Genomic DNA, 16,023 nt, shown 5'->3' with positions numbered 1-16,023 from the left:
ACCCGCACCCGACTCCCGAAGGGAGAGGCAGCTCAGCGGGAATCGCGTGCCAGCGATTCCCGCGGCGGCCGACGCAAGACGCTCCACAAGACGCGACCACGTCGCGAAGCCGACCGCGCCACGCCGCGCAGGGAGCGGCGTGGAAGACGAACACCCACTGAGCGCGAAGCGCTCAGTGGAAGAAGTGCCGCTCCCCCGTCGTGTACATGGTGACGCCGGCGCGCTTCGCCGCCTCGATCACCTCGGCGTCACGGACCGAGCCGCCGGGCTGGACGACCGCCTTCACTCCCGCCGCGAGCAGCACCTCGAGCCCGTCGGCGAAGGGGAAGAACGCGTCGGAGGCGGCGACGGAGCCGGGAGCGCGGTCGCCGGCGCGGGTGACCGCCAGGTGGCAGGAGTCGACGCGGTTGACCTGGCCCATGCCGACGCCGACGGAGGCGCCGCCCTTGGCCAGGAGGATCGCGTTCGACTTGACGGCGCGGCACGCCTTCCAGGCGAATTCGAGGTCGAGCAGGGTGTCGGCGTCGGCGGGCTCGCCGGCGACGAGCTCCCAGCCCGAGCTGACCTCGCCGGGTCCGCCGGTGAAGCGGTCGGGCTCCTGGATGAGCACGCCGCCCGAGATCTGCTTGAACTCCTTCTCGACCGGTGCGTAGAACTCGGGCAGCTGCAGCAGGCGCAGGTTCTTCTTGGTCATCAGCACCTCGAGCGCTTCGGGCTCGAAGGCGGGGGCGACCAGCACCTCCGTGAAGATCTCCTTGACCGTCTCGGCCATCGCGAGCGTGACGGTGCGGTTGGCGGCGATGACGCCTCCGAAGGCCGAGACCGGGTCGCACTCGTGGGCGCGGCGGTGCGCCGAGGCGATCGGGTCGATGGCCTTGGCGCCGGCGATCGCGATGCCGCACGGGTTGGCGTGCTTGATGATCGCGACGGCGGGCAGCACGAAGTCGTAGGCGGCGCGCACGGCGGCGTCGGCGTCGACGTAGTTGTTGTACGACATCTCCTTGCCGTGCAGCTGCGTCGCCTGCGCGATGCCGGTGCCGTCGGGTGAGACGTAGAGCGCGGCCTTCTGGTGGGCGTTCTCTCCGTAGCGGAGGACCTGCTGCAGCGTCCCGCGGATCTCGACGGAGCCCGGGAGGCCGGTCTCCTCCTCCTGGCTCGCGAACCAGGCGGCCACGGCGGAGTCGTAGGACGCGGTGTGCGCGAACGCGCGGGCCGCGAGCGTGCGACGGGCGGCGAGGGTCGTGCCGCCCGAGGCGAGCGCGGCGACGACACCGGAGTAGTCGGCCGGGTCGACGACGATCGCCACGTTCGCGTGGTTCTTCGCCGACGCGCGGACGAGGGCCGGCCCGCCGATGTCGATGTTCTCGACCACGGTCGCCGCGTCGGCGCCGCCGGCGACGGTCTCGCGGAACGGGTAGAGGTTGACCACGACGAGCTCGAAGGCGGCGATGCCGAGCTGCTCGAGCTGCTCGCGGTGCGAGACGAGGCGGAGGTCGGCGAGGATGCCCGCGTGCACGGCGGGGTGGAGCGTCTTCACCCGGCCGTCCAGCGACTCCGGGAACCCGGTGACGGACGAGACGTCGGTCACGTCGAACCCGGCTCCGCGGATCGTCGCGGCCGTCGATCCGGTCGAGACCAGTTCGACTCCGGAGCCGGCGAGCGCCGCCGCCAGGTCGAGCAGGCCGGTCTTGTCGCTGACCGAGATGAGCGCCCGACGGACGGGGACGAGGTCGCGGTCGTCGTAGCTGCTGGGGTCGTGTGCGGTGATGCTCATGCGCGGGCGAGGTCCTCGAGGTCGACGGTTCCGTGGGCGATGTCGAGCACCGTCTGCACCAGCAGGCGACGCTCGATGGTCTTGATGCGCTCGTGCAGCGCGGCCTCGCTCTCGCCGGGGAGCACGGCGAGGCTCTCCTGCGCGATGATCGGGCCCGTGTCGACTCCGGTGTCGATGACGTGGACCGTGACACCGGTCTCCACGGCACCGGCGGCCAGGGCGTCGCGGACGGCGTGCGCGCCCGGGAACAGCGGGAGCAGCGCGGGGTGGGTGTTGATCATCCGGGGGCTGAGCGCGTCGACGACGTTCGGCGGCAGGATCCGCATGAACCCGGCGCAGACGACGAGGTCGGGCTCCCACTCGCGGATGCAGGCGAGCAGCTCCTCGCCCCATGCGGCGCGGGACGAGAACGCGTGCGGCGAGACGGTGAAGGTGGGGACGTCGTACGCCTCGGCGTGGCGGAGTCCGTCGGCCTCGGTGTCGGTGCCGACCGCGACGACGCGGGCGGGGAAGCGGGAGTCGCTCGATGCCTCCAGGAGTGCGCGGAGGTTGGAGCCGCCGCCGGAGATGAGTACGACCAACTTCAGCACCGCGCAAGTCTAGGGGAGCCCTCCCGCGTCGACCAGCGCGCCCTCAGTCGCGCGAGGGGCGACCGGAGGCGAGACCGATGCCCGCCGCGACGGCGATCTCGAGCGCCGCCACCGCCCAGACGAGGAGCGGATCCGGGCCCACCTGCGCGAGGTGTCCCGGCCCCGCCGCGCCGGCGGAGAACCAGGCGAGGAGTCCGAGCACCAGTCCCCCCGCCAGGCCGATCCCGCCCGCCGCGGCCGCACCCCAGCGCAGGAGCGACCGACCGTCGAGAGCGTCGATCACGGCGCGCCGGAGCCGCCACCCTGCGGCGAAGCCTGCGAGCAGCGGCACCAGGAGGCCGAGGAATCCGAACGACAGGTCGCCCTGCGGAAGCGCCGCGAGCACCGGCAGGGAGGGGATCGGCCCGAGCAGCGTGCCCGCGGGGCCGACCGACGACCCGGCGCCGATCGCGAAGCCCGGCCCGACGAGCCAGCTCGCCGCCCAGACGACGAGGTTCGGCAGGAGCGCGAGCTGCCCCAGGGTCAGCGCGAGACCGCCGAGCGCCTCCGCACCCAGGCCCTCGTAGAGGGCGACGACGGAGGAGTAGTTCACGACGAGGAGGACCGCGACGAGCACGGCGGCCGCGCCGACGACGGCCGACGTCGCGAGCGCGCCGCCCCGCAGCGACAGGAGCACGAGCGACCGCGCGAGCTCGGGGAGGCGCTCGAACGCGTCCCGCACGAGCTCGCCGAGCCGGTCGCGTTCGCCGCTGGCCGCCGAGTGGATCCCGGCGCCGATGGCGACTCCGAGACCGAAGACCAGCGGAGGCAGCAGCGTCCCCTGGACGGTGTCGATCGACGCGATCGGGGCGGAGGAGCTCAGAGTCACCAGGAACGCGAGGAGGAGGTAGGTGGCGATCGAGACGCCGAAGCCGATGAGGCGGAAGGGCGACTCCTGCGCGCGCCGACCGGTCCGCGCTCCGAGGAGGACCGCGAGGAGCGCGAAGCCGAGGGGCGCGATCGTGACGGCGAACGCCTCCGTGCCCCCCGGGAGCCCGAGGGCGAGAGCCGAATCGGGGGCGAGAGCCGCCTGCAGATCGGCGCCGTGACCGAGCAGCCAGGCGTCGGCGGCGACCCGCCAGAACACCCCCCAGTCGACCGCGGTGTCGTACTGCACAGCCCAGAGCACGGTCAGCGGGACCAGCGAGATCGCGATGCCGATCAGCGCCGAGAGCGCGGCGTCGAAGGCGGCGAGGAGGGCGACGGTGATCCGGTTCATGGGCCTGACGAGCCTAGCGGCGGGCTCGGTCGCGAGCGGTCAGCGACGCCCCGCGCGCGGACACCGCCGCCTCCCCTAGGGTCGTTGCGTGACGGGGACGGCTGGCGGCTGGCGGACCGAGCGCGGACTCGACCGGCTCGTGAACTTCACCGACGCCACGGTGGCGATCGCGATCACCTTCCTGGTGCTGCCGCTCGTCGACGTGGTCGAGCAGGGCGGCTTCTCCGATCTCGGCTCGCTCCTCGCGGCGCACGGAGGGACGCTCTCGGCCTTCTTCATCACCTTCGCCGTGATCGGCCGCCTGTGGCTCGTCCATCACGCCGTCTTCGAGGGCGTCGAGCGCTACTCCACGGCTCTCGTGACCGTGAACTTCGTCTGGCTGGCGGCGATCGTGCTGCTCCCGTTCGCGGCGAACCTGCTCTCGAACGTGTTCGTGACGGATCCGTCGGTCTTCGCCCTCTACATCGGCACCATGATCGTCGCGAGCGCCGCGACCCTCTCGATGCAGCTGATCCTGCGCCGTGACCCCGAGCTGCTCGCTCCGGGAGTCGATCCGCTGCGCTCGTCGTCCCGTTCCCTCGTCGTCATCGGCCTCCTCCTCCTCGCCCTCGTCCTCGCCGTGACCGTGCCGGCCGTCAACATGTTCTGGCTGCTGCTGCTCCTGCTGGCCGGTCCGATCGAGCGCCTGGTGCACCGCGGCCGCTCCCCCGAGCCCCGGCGGCGGACCCGGACGAGCCGCGGACTCGACCGGATCGTCAACTTCTCGGACGCCACCGTCGCCATCGCGATCACGATCCTCGTGCTGCCGCTGGTCGAGGTCGCCCCCGAGATCGGGCGGGAGGGCGGAGGCGTCGCCGATGTCCTCGACCAGCACCGCGACTCGCTGCTCGCGTTCGGGCTCTCGTTCACCCTCATCGCCGTGTTCTGGGTGCCCCACCACCGCGTGTTCGAGCTCGCGGGCGACTACGACGCCGGCCTGGTGTGGCTGGACCTGCTCTGGCTCGCCTCGGTCGCGTTCTTCCCCTTCACCACGAGTGCGCTCGCCCAGCTGCCCGACTCCCGGGCGACCATCGGTCTCTACATCGGGACGATGGTGGTGATGAGCGGCACTCTGGTGCTGATCGAGTGGCATCTGCTGCGGCGGCCCGGGCTGATGCGGGCGGGAGCCGGCCGGGTGCGGCTGAGCCGGCCATCGGTCCCGTTCGGGCTGCTCGCCCTTGCGCTCGTGCTCGCGCTCCTGGTGCCGTCCGTCGGGCTGTGGTGGCTCCTGCTGCTCACCCTGCAGCGCCCGCTCTGGCTCGTGCTCGCGCGCCGGCAGGAGCGCTGAGCGGCTAGCGCTGCGGCGTCCATCCGAGCCGCGGCGCGATGTCGTCTGCGACCGCCCGGAGGATGCGGCGGTGCGACTCGACACCGCCGACCGCGGGGAGCGTGATCGTGAGGGAGTCGGCCTCCGCCACAGCGGGGTCGGCCGTGAGCGACGCGACGATCTCGTCCGCGGTGCCGGAGTGGAGCGGGCTGAAGCGCATCGGCGCCGCGATGATCGACCGGTCGGCGGTGCGCGGGCGCCCGTCGTCGTCCATCCTCGCGAGGTAGCCGTCGATGAACGGACGGTGCGCCTCCTCATCGGCCGCATCGAGCAGCGGGAGGACGATGCGCCCCGCGGTCACTCGCGACGTGCGGTCGGGGTGCGCCGCGGCGAACGCCTCGCGGTAGGCGCGGATCTGCGCGGCCTGCTGCTGGGCGAACGGCAGACCCGTCTCCTCCGTGTTGAGGGTGGAGACCTGGAGGTGCATCCCCTGCTCGCCCGCGCGGACCGCCGAGGCGACCGTGCCCGCGCCGTACCAGAGGCGGTCGGCGAGCCCGGGAGCGTGCGGCTGCTGGATCAGCGGGGCGCCGACCGGTACCGACATCAGCGCCGACTCGGCGATGCCGAGAGTGGCGCCGGTGAGAGCGTCGCGGAGGCGCGCGATCCGCTCCTGCGCCTCGGCCCGGAACTCGCGGTCGGCTTGGCCGAACACGCCGTCGAAGACGGAGGAGAGGTGTGCGAAACCGCTGCTCACTCCGAGGTCGAGCCGGCCGCCCGAGAGCAGGTCGACGGTCGCCGCGTCCTCGGCGAGGCGGATCGGCGACTCGTAGCGGACGCCGATCACCGCGGTTCCCAGGCGGAGACGGCGCGTGCGCTGCGAGGCGGCGGCGAAGAAGGTCATCGGCGAGGCCAGGAAGCGCTCGAAGTGGCGCACGCGCACCCAGCCGGTGTCGTAGCCGAGCTCCTCGGCGAACTCGAAGAGCGCGAGGCCGTCCTCGAGACTGCGCGCGGCATCGCCGGGCCGCTCGGGCCCCTCCGGGTAGGGCACGAAGGTGAGGAAGTCGAGTCCGAGGCGGCGGGTCACCCCTCCGACGCTACCGCGCCGCCCCGCTCGCGAACCGCGATCCGGCACCGCCGGGATCCGCGGGCACCACTGCGCTGAAAGACGAAGAGCGGACGAGACCGGCGCCGGTGGGCGCGATCCCGTCCGCTCCTCGAGACGGCTAGAGGGCGGCGTAGACCTCGCGCAGCAGGTCGGCCGTCTCGGACGGGGTCTTGCCGACCTTCACGCCGGCGGCCTCGAGGGCCTCCTTCTTGGCCTGCGCCGTGCCGGCCGAGCCCGAGACGATGGCGCCGGCGTGGCCCATGGTCTTGCCCTCGGGAGCGGTGAAGCCCGCGACGTAGCCGACGACCGGCTTGGTGACGTTCGCCTTGATGAAGTCGGCGGCGCGCTCCTCGGCGTCTCCGCCGATCTCGCCGATCATCACGATGGCCTTCGTCTCGGGGTCGGCCTCGAACGCGGCGAGCGCGTCGATGTGCGTGGTGCCGATGATCGGGTCACCGCCGATGCCGATCGCGGTCGAGAAGCCCAGATCGCGCAGCTCGTACATCATCTGGTAGGTCAGGGTGCCCGACTTCGACACGAGACCGATCGGGCCCTTGCCGGTGATCGTCGCCGGGGTGATGCCGACGAGCGACTCGCCTGGCGTGATGATGCCCGGGCAGTTCGGCCCGATGATGCGGGTCTTGTTGCCCTTCTCCTGCGCGTAGGCCCAGAACTCGGCCGAGTCCTGCACGGGGATGCCCTCGGTGATCACGACGAGGAGGCCGATCTCGGCGTCGATCGCCTCGATAACGGCGTCCTTCGAGAAGGCGGGCGGGACGAACGCGATGGAGACGTCGGCGCCGGTGGCCTCGATGGCCTCCTTGACGGTGCCGAAGACGGGCAGCTCCACGTCGCCGTGGGTGACGGTCGTGCCCGCCTTGCGCGCGTTCACGCCTCCGACGACGTTCGTGCCGGCCTTGAGCATCAGTGCGGTGTGCTTGGTGCCCTCGCCGCCGGTGATGCCCTGGACGATGACCTTGGAGTCCTTGGTGAGGAAGATCGACATGCTTGTTCTCTGATTCCTTGAGTCGTCGGGATCGTTACGCGGCGGCGAGTGCGGCGGCCTTGTCGGCGCCCTCGTCCATCGTCGCGGCCAGGGTGATGAGCGGGTTGGCGGCGGCCTCGAGGATCGCGCGGCCCTCCTCGACCTTGTTGCCGTCGAGGCGGACGACGAGCGGCTTGGTCGCCGAGTCGCCGAGGATCTCGAGGGCCTGGAGGATGCCGTTGGCGACCGCGTCGCAGGCGGTGATGCCTCCGAAGACGTTGACGAAGACGCTCTTGACCTGCTCGTCGCCGAGGATCACGTCGAGGCCGTTCGCCATCACCTGGGCGGAGGCTCCGCCGCCGATGTCGAGGAAGTTCGCCGGCTTCACTCCGTTGTGCTTCTCACCGGCGTAGGCGACGACGTCGAGGGTAGACATGACGAGACCTGCGCCGTTGCCGATGATGCCGACCTCGCCGTCGAGCTTCACGTAGTTGAGGTCGTTCTCCTTGGCCTTCGCCTCGAGCGGATCGGCGGCGTCCTTGTCCTCGAGCGCGGCGTGCTCGGGGTGGCGGAAGCCGGCGTTCTCGTCGATCGAGACCTTGCCGTCGAGCGCGACGATGTCGCCCTCCTCGGTGAGGACCAGCGGGTTCACCTCGACGAGGGTCGCGTCCTCGCCGGTGTAGACGTCGTAGAGCGTGACCAGCACCGGGGCGACCTTGGCGATCAGCTCCTCCGGGAACTTCGCGGCACGCGCGATCTCCTCGGCCTTGGCGAGGTCGATGCCCTGACCGGGGACGACCTCGACGCGGGCGAGAGCCTCGGGGCGCTCGACGGCGAGCTGCTCGATCTCCATGCCGCCCTCGTAGGAGGTGAGCGAGAGGTAGGAGCGGTTCGCCCGGTCGAGCAGGACCGAGAAGTAGAACTCGCGGTCGATGCGGGCGCCGCCGGCGACCATGACGCGCTTGACGACGTGGCCCTTGATGTCGAGACCGAGGATCGACTGCGCCGCCGCGAAGGCGTCGTCGGCGGTCTTCGCGACCTTCACTCCGCCGGCCTTGCCGCGGCCGCCGATCTTCACCTGCGCCTTGACGACGGTGACGCCGCCCAGCTTCTCGGCGGCGGCGCGCACCTCCTCGGGCGTGTCGGCGACGATGCCCGGGAGCACGGGGACGCCGTACTTCTCGAACAGATCACGGGCCTGGTATTCGAAGAGATCCACGCTGCATTCCCATTCCGCGCCGAGCGCGCTTGCGTTTCGAGTCCGAAGTGGCCCGCGCGCCGGAGTCGGCACTGTCCTGGGCCGCGCCGAGTCTACTCCGCGTGTGCGGAGCGCTTCCCGTGCCGCGTAGCGTGGAATCGTGCCCTCCGCCCGACCGTCCGCCGCGACCACGACGCCCGCCGATCGGGACGTCTTCCGCGAGGGCGTCTTCCTCGTCGCCGGCGCCCGTGCGATCCTCCTGCAGGTCGCTCATCCGGCGGTCGGCTCGGGCGTCGCCGAGCACTCCGACTTCGTCCACCGGGCGATCGGACGACTGCACGGGACGCTCTCCTACCTCTACGCCCTGCAGTACGGCTCCGAAGACGACGTCCGGGCCGTGCGGCGGCGGGTGAACCGCGCGCACGCTCCCGTCAGGGGCCCGGGCTACACCGCGTTCGACCCGGAGCTGCAGCGCTGGGTCGCCGCGACGATCACGCAGTCGATGCTCCAGCTCTACGAGGGGGCGTTCGGCGCGTTGAGCGCTGACGAGGCCGACGAGATCGTGCACCGCTCGCGCGTCGTCGGCACGGCCCTGCAGATGCCGGAGGCGATGTGGCCGTCCTCCCGCGCGGCGTTCGACTCCTACTGGGAGGCGGAGGTCGCGCGACTCGAGGTCACACCGGCGGCGAGGCGGGTCGCGCGCGACCTGCTCGGCGGCGGCATCGCGGCCTGGTGGCTCCGCCCGCTCGGCCCCTACCTCCGCCTGATGACCGCCGGGCTCCTGCCCCCGGGCGTCCGCGCCGGCTTCGGCTTCCGCTGGTCGCCGCTGCAGGAGGCGCGGTTCGCGCGAGCGCTCTCCCGCACCTTCGCGGTCTACCGCCTGCTGCCCACGGCCGTCCGGACGGCGCCGAGCCGCTACTACCTCGCCCGCGTGCGGGCCGAGTCGCTCAGAAGCCGGGCGTGACCGTCCAGCCCGCGTAGGCCGCGAGCTCGAGTCCGAGCGCCTGCGCCGCCGCGCGCGCCTCCTTCTGGCCGCGCTCGTCGCGGACGTCGACCGTGATCGGCACGCTGTCGCCGAAGCCGGCCACCGAGACGCGGGCGCTGGTCGGGCCGCTGTAGAGGGGTACGTGCGCGTCGGCCGTTCGCCCGCCCACGACGCGCGATCCGGTCGCCTCGGCGATGACGGCGAGAGCGAACGGAGCCGTCAGCACGGCGTCCGTGTACAGCGCCGCCTCGCCCCAGCGCCGCCCGTCGTCACCCATGCTCCGACTGTACGTCGAGACTCCCGCTGGGCCGCTCGGAAGAGGAGGATGGAGGGGTACGTGGCACTCGATGAGGAGGCGCACCATGGACGCGGTCGTGGTCGGAGTCAGCGGTTCGGATCGGAGCGCGGACGCGCTGCGCTGGGGCCTGGAGTACGCGCGGGGGCATCGGCTGCCCGTCGACCTCGTGACGGTGATCGAGCCGGTCCGCGCCCGCCTGGCCGGCGCAGACGCCGAGCACCGGCGGCTCGCCGGCGCCGCGCTCGAGGAGGCCCGCTCCCTGGCCGCGTCCGAGTACCCGGAGGTGCGCACCCGGGAGCGCCTGCTCGAGGGCGACCCGGTGCACCTCCTCGCCGACGCCGCACCGGCCGACGCCCTCCTCGTGCTCGGCGCGCAGCCGCTCCCCCGCCGGGGAGGCGTGGTGACCGCCCCGGTCGCCGTCCGGGTCGCTGCGGCGTCGCGCTCGGCCGTCGCCCTGATCCCCGGCCCGTCGAGCGGCGCCGGCGGGCGCGTCGGGGTCGCGGTCGGAGTCGACGGGTCGGAGGTCTCGCTCGCCGCGATCCGCCTCGCCGCGGTGGAGGCGGACCGCCTGGGCGAGCCCCTCCTCGCGCTGCACGCCTGGCAGCTCCCCGGCGCGTGGGCCGACTCGGTCCCCGTCGAGCGGATCGTCATCGACGCGATCGAGGAGGACGAGAACCTGGTGCTCGCGGAGTCCCTGGTCGGTCTGCGCGACTCCTGCCCCGACCTGGAGGTGCGGCAGCTGCTCGTCCGCGGCAACCCGGTGGAGCGCCTGACAGCTCTGGCGGCGACGAGCAGGCTGCTCGTGCTGGGCAGCCACGGACGGGGCGCCTTCCTCCGGCTCCTGCTCGGCTCCGTCAGCCACAGCCTGGCGCTGACCGTCCCCGGGCCGCTGATCATCCTCCGTCACCGCTCGCTCACACGCTGAGCATCCGGTGCGCGGCGCTTGAACGTCGCTCGCCCCGGATCTACCGTGGAGAACCGCATCCGCGGTGGTCGACGACGACTGGAGCCCCGATGAGCATCACCGAACCCCGATCCGCCGAGGCTCCCGCCGCACCGCCGCACTCGACGGGGTTCGGCACGGTCTCGGTCGCGGCGATCCTCGCGGAGGCGGCACGCCGCACCCCCGACACCGTCGCGGTTCGCGTCGGCCCGCTGGCACTCGACTACGCCACGCTCTGGGACCAGACCCGCGCCTACGCGGGCGCACTCCGCGGCCAGGGCATCGGCCCCGGCGACCGGGTCGCGCTGCTGATCCCGAACGTCCCCGACTTCCCGCGCGGGTACTTCGCGGTGCTCGCGCTCGGTGCCGTCGTCGTGCCGGTGCACGCCCTGCTCAAGCACGACGAGATCGCCTACGTGCTCCGCGACTCCGGAGCGAAGGCCCTCGTCTGCGCCGCGCCGCTGCTCGCCGAGGGCGCGGCCGGTGCCGCTCTCGCCGACGTCCCGGTGCTGAGCGTGATGGTGCCCGACGACGCCGGCACCCCGTTCGTCCGGCTCGAGGATCTCGCGGCAGAGGCCGCTCCGATCGACGGGTACGTTCCCCGGTCGCCGTTCGACACCGCGACGATCCTCTACACCAGCGGCACCACCGGTCGGCCCAAGGGCGCGGAGGGGACCCACTTCGCGATCGTCTCGCAGTCGGACGTGCTGCTGATGAACACCTTCGATCTGCACCAGGGCGACGTGGTCCTGGGCGCGCTCCCGCTCTTCCACACCTTCGGCCAGGTCTGCGCGATGAACACCGCGTTCCGCACCGCCGCGACGGTGGTGCTCGTGCCCCGGTTCGACGGCGACGCGGCGCTCGAGGCGATGATCGCCCACGGCTGCACCGTGTTCGAGGGCGTCCCGACGATGTACGTCGCGCTGCTCGACGCCGCGACCCGGCGGGAGGACCGCCCGCCGCTGCGCTACGCGGTCTCGGGAGGCGCCGCGCTGCCCGTCGCGGTCATCGAGCGGTTCCGCGAGGTGTTCGGCGTCGAGATCTACGAGGGCTACGGCCTGACCGAGACCTCGCCGGTCGCCACGTTCAACCATGTCGGCGTCCCGCCCCGGGCGGGGACGGTCGGCACTCCGATCTGGGGCGTCGAGGTCGAGGTGGCGCGGGCGGAGGTGACCGACCGCATCGAGCTGCTCCCCCGCGGGGAGCTCGGCGAGATCGTGGTCAGGGGTCACAACCTGATGAAGGGGTACCTCGGCAACCCGGCCGCGACGGCGGAGGCGGTCGTCGACGGCTGGTTCCGCACGGGTGATCTCGGCACGAAGGACGAGGAGGACTACATCCGGATCCTCGACCGCACGAAGGACATGATCATCCGCAACGGCTACAACGTGTACCCGCGGGAGGTCGAGGAGGTGCTGATCGGGCATCCCGCCGTCGCGAACGCGGCGGTGTTCGGGGTGCCACATGAGACCCACGGGCAGGAGATCCTGGCCGCCGTGGTGCTGAAGGGATCGGCGAGCGCGGAGGACCTGATCGCCTACGCGAACGAGCACCTCGCCGCCTTCAAGTACCCGCGCCGCATCGAGTTCGTCGACGCGCTCCCCCTGGGCCCGAGCGGCAAGGTCCTGAAGCGCGAGCTCGTCGCGCAGTACTCCTGAGCTCGGCCGACGACCCGGGGCCCCGAAAGGGGGGAGGGGAAACCGACGGAGGGCGCTCATGCTGAGGCGACTCTCCGACGAAAGCAGACCGCCATCCCTCTCCCCGTGCACCGTCGCACCTCCCCCGCCGTGCGCTCCGTCCGCTCCCGTCGCCGCTCGTTCGCAGCGGCGGGCGCCCTCGCGGTCGGTCTGCTGCTCAGTGTCTCCGCCTGCTCGTCGGCCGAGCCCGCGCCGGAGGCGCCGACAGCCGTCGCCGCCCTCGCCGCCGAGACTCCGCGCCCGGTGCTGACGCCCACCGCCACTCCGACGCCGACGCCGACCGTGGTCGTCACCACCGAGACCGTCACCGAGACAGCCGTGATCCCGCGCGCCGCCCGCACGGAGGACGACCCGAACGCCGATCAGGGCACCAGCACCTTCGCGGCCGGCGTCGACGGGGTGCTCACCCGCACGTTCGAGATCGTGAAGCACGACGGCGCCGAGGTCTCGCGCTCGCAGACGTCGGAGTCGGTCACCACCGCGGCGATCGACGACGTCACCCGCGTGGGCACCAGGGCGCCGGCGCCGGCTCCCGTCGCCGCCCCCGCTGCGGCCGCCGGGTGCGACCCCAACTACACCGGCCCCTGCGTCCCGATCGACTCCGATGTCGACTGCGCGGGCGGCTCCGGGAACGGCCCGTCCTACGTGGGCGGACCGGTCACCGTCGTCGGCTCCGACGTCTACGACCTCGACCGCGACGGAGACGGCATCGCCTGCGACTGATCCGCTCCGCGAACGGCTTCGGGAGGCGTGATCGACCGCCCGTGCGATCCCTCAGCCCAGCAGCGACCACACCGCGGAGGCGAGCACCGCGCCGACGAGACCGCCCGCGACGACCTGGGCGGGCGTGTGCGCACCGAGACGGACGCGCGACCAGCCGGTCCAGAGCGCGATCGGCACGGTGACGAGCAGCGACCACGGTCCGTAGGCGATCAGCACCACCACGGCGCAGGTCGCGACGACGGCCGCGTGGCCCGACAGCTTCCAGGCGAGGTTGACGACTCCGACGGCCACCACCACCGCGACGGTCACGAGGCCGAAGGTAGTGACGGCGGGAGGCGCGCCGAGCGCGGCGAGCAGCACCAGCCCGACGGCGATGGAGACCAGCGCGAGGCCGATGGGCAGGGCCCGCTCGCGTCGGTCGGGCACGTGATGGTCGCCGCGGATCCGGCCCGCGCGCATCAGCAGCCGGATCACGAGGTAGGGCAGCACGCCCACGAACAGAGCGGCGAGCGCTCCCCAGGCGACGCCCAGCAGCGGAGGGTCGGCGACCCTCGCGCCGACGATCACCGGCACGACCACGGCGAGCACCGGCGGCGCGAACGCCTCGGTCGCGAGGCGAGCCGCGAGCGGACCGCGGACCTCACCGCTCACCGCCGGCAGCGCCACGGACTCAGAGCTTCTCGATCGGCGCGACCTTGATCAGCAGCTTCTTGGCGCCGACCTGGTCGAAGAGCACGTGGGCGACCCGCTTGCTGCCCTCACCGGTCACCGCGTTCACGCGGCCCTCGCCGAAATCGGTGTGGCGGATGCGGTCACCGGCGATCAGCTCGAGATCGCCGTTGTCGCGGACCATCCCGGTGATCCGGTTCGGGAACTCGCCCTTCGCCTTGGGGGCCGCGGCGAGCGCCTCGCGGAACTCGGCGTTGGAGCGCGACTTGCCGAATCCCGGCCGCTGCGCGTTCAGCGCCCGCGGCTGCGTCCCGCCGCGCGACGTCGCCGCCCCCGGCGACTGCCGCCACTGGATCAGCTCGCCCGGGATCTCCTGGAGGAACCGGCTCGGCATCGCGACCGAGGTCTCGCCGTACTGCGCCCGGGTCATCGCGAGCGAGAGGTAGAGGCGCTTCCGCGCGCGGGTGATGCCCACGTAGAAGAGCCGGCGCTCCTCGGCGGGGCCGCCCGGCTCGTTCGCCGAGATGCGGTGCGGCAGCAGATCCTCCTCGATGCCCGTGAGGAACACGGCGTCGTACTCGAGGCCCTTGGCGGTGTGCAGGGTCATCAGCGAGACGGTCCCCGAGTCGTCGTCGAGGTCGTCGGCCGCCGCGACGAGCGAGACCTCGGTCAGGAAGTCGACGAGCCCGCCGTCGGGGTTGTTGCGCGCGAACTCCTTGATGACGGCGATGAGCTCGTCGACGTTCTCGGCCCGCGCCTCGTCCTGCGGGTCGCGGCTGGCACGCAGCATGTCGATGTAGCCGCTGCGCGTGAGGAGGGAGGAGAGCACCTCGTGCACCTTCGCCTCGCCCTCCGGCCGCGACGGGTCGAGCATCAGCGCGCACTCGTCGAGGAGGGTCGCCAGGTCGACGATCGCCCGGGTCACCTTGGGGCCCATGCCGAGCGAGCCGGCGTTGCGCATCGCCTCGCGGAGCGTGACTCCGTTGGTGTCGGCGAACGACTGCAGCTGCGCCTCCGTCGCGGGGCCGATGCCCCGCTTGGGCGTGTTCATGATGCGCCGCAGGGCCAGCACGTCGGCCGGGTTCGCGACCGTGATGAGGTAGGCGAGCGCGTCCTTGATCTCGGCGCGCTCGTAGAACTTCGTGCCGCCGAGGATCCGGTAGGGCAGCGCCGAGCGGATGAAGATCTCCTCGAGCGCACGGGTCTGCGCGTTCGTGCGGTAGAAGACGGCGATCTCGTCGTATCCCGTGCCCGCGGCGTGCAGTCGGGCGATCTCGTCGACCACGAACTGGGCCTCGTCGTGTCCCGAGTACCCCGTGTAGCCGATGATCTTCTCGCCGTCGCCGCTGGCCGACCAGAGGTTCTTCGCCCGGCGGTCGAAGTTGTTCGAGATGACGGCGTTGGCCGCCGAGAGGATGTTCTGGGTCGAGCGGTAGTTCTGCTCGAGCAGGATGACGCGGCAGCCGGGGAAGTCGCGCTCGAACTCGACGATGTTGCGGATGTCGGCCCCGCGGAACGCGTAGATCGACTGGTCGGAGTCGCCCACCACCGTCAGCGAGGCGCCGGGGATCGAGCCGTCGGCCGTCACGGGGCCGCGGTAGGGCCGGTCGAACTGCGCGGCGTCCATCGTCGCCCGCGGCACCGGCCGGGTCAGCTCGTGTATGAGCGAGTACTGGGCGTGGTTCGTGTCCTGGTACTCGTCGACGAGCACGTGGCGGAACCGCCGCTGGTACTTGGCCGCGACGTGCGGGAAGGCGCGGAAGAGGTAGACGGTCTGCGCGATGAGGTCGTCGAAGTCGAAGGCGTTGGCGCCCTCGAGCGCGCGGGAGTACGCGCGGAAGACCTGGAGGAACATCTCCTCGTTGGGGTCGCTCATGTTGGCGGTCCGCGCGTAGGAGTCGACGTCGGCCAGCTCGTTCTTGAGCTTCGAGATCTTGGCGGAGGCGCTCGCGACGGTGATCCCGAGCGAGTCGGCCTCGAGGTCCTTGACGATCCGCTTGAGCAGCGCCCGCTGGTCGCCCGCGTCGTAGATCGTGAACGACGACGTCATGCCGAAGTTCTCGGCCTCGCGGCGCAGGATCCGCACGCACGCCGAGTGGAAGGTCGAGATCCACATCCCCTCGGCGCTCGCCCCGACGAGCTTCTCGACGCGCTCGCGCATCTCGGCGGCGGCCTTGTTGGTGAACGTGATGGCGAGGATCTGGCTCGGCCACGCCTCCCCGTTGCCGAGCAGGCTCGCGATGCGCCGGGTGAGCACGCTCGTCTTGCCCGAGCCTGCGCCCGCGACGATGAGCAGCGCGTCGCCCCGGTACTCGACCGCCTCGCGCTGCTGCGGATTCAGGCCCGCGACGAGCCTCTCGTGTGCGGGATCGGTGCGCGGAGCGTCGTCGTCGCGACGCGCGGGGGTGCCGACGACGACCGGGGTGGCGCGCGAGTCGCTCGGATCGAAGAGGAAGCTCATGTCACTGGAGAGTGTAGATCGCCCCTCCGAC

14 protein-coding genes are annotated in these 16,023 nt (G+C 72.1%); 5 read left to right on the top strand and 9 right to left on the bottom strand.

What is annotated here, in order from left to right; translation table 11 throughout:
- Positions 1-172: 172 nt before the first annotated feature.
- From purH to B9Y99_RS02975, 3 genes are read right to left on the bottom strand one after another with little or no spacing between them, the layout of a single operon-like run.
- Entirely contained in the window at positions 173-1,774 is a 1,602-nt protein-coding gene (gene purH, locus B9Y99_RS02985; RefSeq protein WP_085475097.1) for a bifunctional phosphoribosylaminoimidazolecarboxamide formyltransferase/IMP cyclohydrolase, read from the bottom strand.
- Complete coding sequence (gene purN, locus B9Y99_RS02980) at positions 1,771-2,364, bottom strand: phosphoribosylglycinamide formyltransferase (RefSeq protein ID WP_085475096.1); 594 nt, start codon at positions 2,362-2,364, stop codon at positions 1,771-1,773. Before purN ends, purH begins: the two co-directional genes overlap by 4 nt.
- Positions 2,365-2,407: 43 nt before the next feature.
- Positions 2,408-3,622, bottom strand: a complete 1,215-nt coding sequence (locus B9Y99_RS02975) for a cell division protein PerM (RefSeq protein WP_085475095.1) — start codon at positions 3,620-3,622, stop codon at positions 2,408-2,410.
- An 88-nt stretch (positions 3,623-3,710) separates the two neighbouring features.
- Here B9Y99_RS02975 and B9Y99_RS02970 point away from each other — a divergent pair, with 88 nt between their 5' ends.
- Positions 3,711-4,949, top strand: a complete 1,239-nt coding sequence (locus B9Y99_RS02970; RefSeq protein WP_085475094.1) for a TMEM175 family protein — start codon at positions 3,711-3,713, stop codon at positions 4,947-4,949.
- A 4-nt stretch (positions 4,950-4,953) separates the two neighbouring features.
- Here B9Y99_RS02970 and B9Y99_RS02965 read toward each other — a convergent pair whose 3' ends face one another.
- The 3 genes from B9Y99_RS02965 to sucC form a co-directional block, all read right to left on the bottom strand.
- Positions 4,954-6,012, bottom strand: a complete 1,059-nt coding sequence (locus B9Y99_RS02965; RefSeq protein WP_165759519.1) for an LLM class flavin-dependent oxidoreductase — start codon at positions 6,010-6,012, stop codon at positions 4,954-4,956.
- 139 nt (positions 6,013-6,151) lie between these two features.
- Positions 6,152-7,039 (bottom strand): succinate--CoA ligase subunit alpha, encoded by an 888-nt coding sequence (gene sucD, locus B9Y99_RS02960; RefSeq protein ID WP_085475092.1) that lies wholly within the window; start codon positions 7,037-7,039, stop codon positions 6,152-6,154.
- 34 nt (positions 7,040-7,073) lie between these two features.
- Positions 7,074-8,237, bottom strand: coding sequence for an ADP-forming succinate--CoA ligase subunit beta (gene sucC, locus B9Y99_RS02955; protein ID WP_085475091.1), 1,164 nt, complete (start codon positions 8,235-8,237; stop codon positions 7,074-7,076).
- 139 nt (positions 8,238-8,376) lie between these two features.
- On the opposite strand from sucC, the gene B9Y99_RS02950 reads away from it, so the two are divergent.
- A complete protein-coding gene (locus tag B9Y99_RS02950) occupies positions 8,377-9,180 on the top strand; it encodes an oxygenase MpaB family protein (RefSeq protein WP_085475090.1) in 804 nt (267 codons plus the stop codon).
- Here the strand turns inward: B9Y99_RS02950 and B9Y99_RS02945 are convergent.
- Positions 9,164-9,478: a hypothetical protein gene (locus B9Y99_RS02945; protein ID WP_165759518.1), complete on the bottom strand. Its 315-nt coding sequence runs from the start codon at positions 9,476-9,478 to the stop codon at positions 9,164-9,166. The two genes, B9Y99_RS02950 and B9Y99_RS02945, sit on opposite strands and share 17 nt — an antisense overlap.
- An 85-nt stretch (positions 9,479-9,563) precedes the next feature.
- Here B9Y99_RS02945 and B9Y99_RS02940 point away from each other — a divergent pair, with 85 nt between their 5' ends.
- The 3 genes from B9Y99_RS02940 to B9Y99_RS02930 all read left to right on the top strand — a co-directional run bounded on the left by B9Y99_RS02940 (position 9,564) and on the right by B9Y99_RS02930 (position 12,862).
- Positions 9,564-10,424, top strand: a complete 861-nt coding sequence (locus tag B9Y99_RS02940) for a universal stress protein (RefSeq protein ID WP_165759517.1) — start codon at positions 9,564-9,566, stop codon at positions 10,422-10,424.
- Between the two features lie 89 nt (positions 10,425-10,513).
- Positions 10,514-12,100: a long-chain-fatty-acid--CoA ligase gene (locus B9Y99_RS02935; RefSeq protein ID WP_085475087.1), complete on the top strand. Its 1,587-nt coding sequence runs from the start codon at positions 10,514-10,516 to the stop codon at positions 12,098-12,100.
- Between the two features lie 105 nt (positions 12,101-12,205).
- The gene (locus tag B9Y99_RS02930; protein WP_165759516.1) at positions 12,206-12,862 is read left to right on the top strand and encodes a G5 domain-containing protein; all 657 of its coding nucleotides are present in this window, start codon (positions 12,206-12,208) and stop codon (positions 12,860-12,862) included.
- A 51-nt stretch (positions 12,863-12,913) separates the two neighbouring features.
- Here the strand turns inward: B9Y99_RS02930 and B9Y99_RS02925 are convergent, their stop codons facing one another.
- Positions 12,914-13,528 (bottom strand): phosphatase PAP2 family protein, encoded by a 615-nt coding sequence (locus tag B9Y99_RS02925; RefSeq protein WP_085475085.1) that lies wholly within the window; start codon positions 13,526-13,528, stop codon positions 12,914-12,916.
- Positions 13,529-13,532: 4 nt separating this feature from the next.
- A complete protein-coding gene (locus B9Y99_RS02920; RefSeq protein ID WP_085475084.1) occupies positions 13,533-15,992 on the bottom strand; it encodes an ATP-dependent helicase in 2,460 nt (819 codons plus the stop codon).
- Positions 15,993-16,023 lie beyond the last annotated feature (31 nt).

Origin of the sequence: Rathayibacter oskolensis (genome assembly GCF_900177245.1) — a bacterium.
Classification (GTDB): domain Bacteria; phylum Actinomycetota; class Actinomycetes; order Actinomycetales; family Microbacteriaceae; genus Rathayibacter; species Rathayibacter oskolensis.
This window is presented reverse-complemented; position numbering and strand designations above follow the sequence as displayed.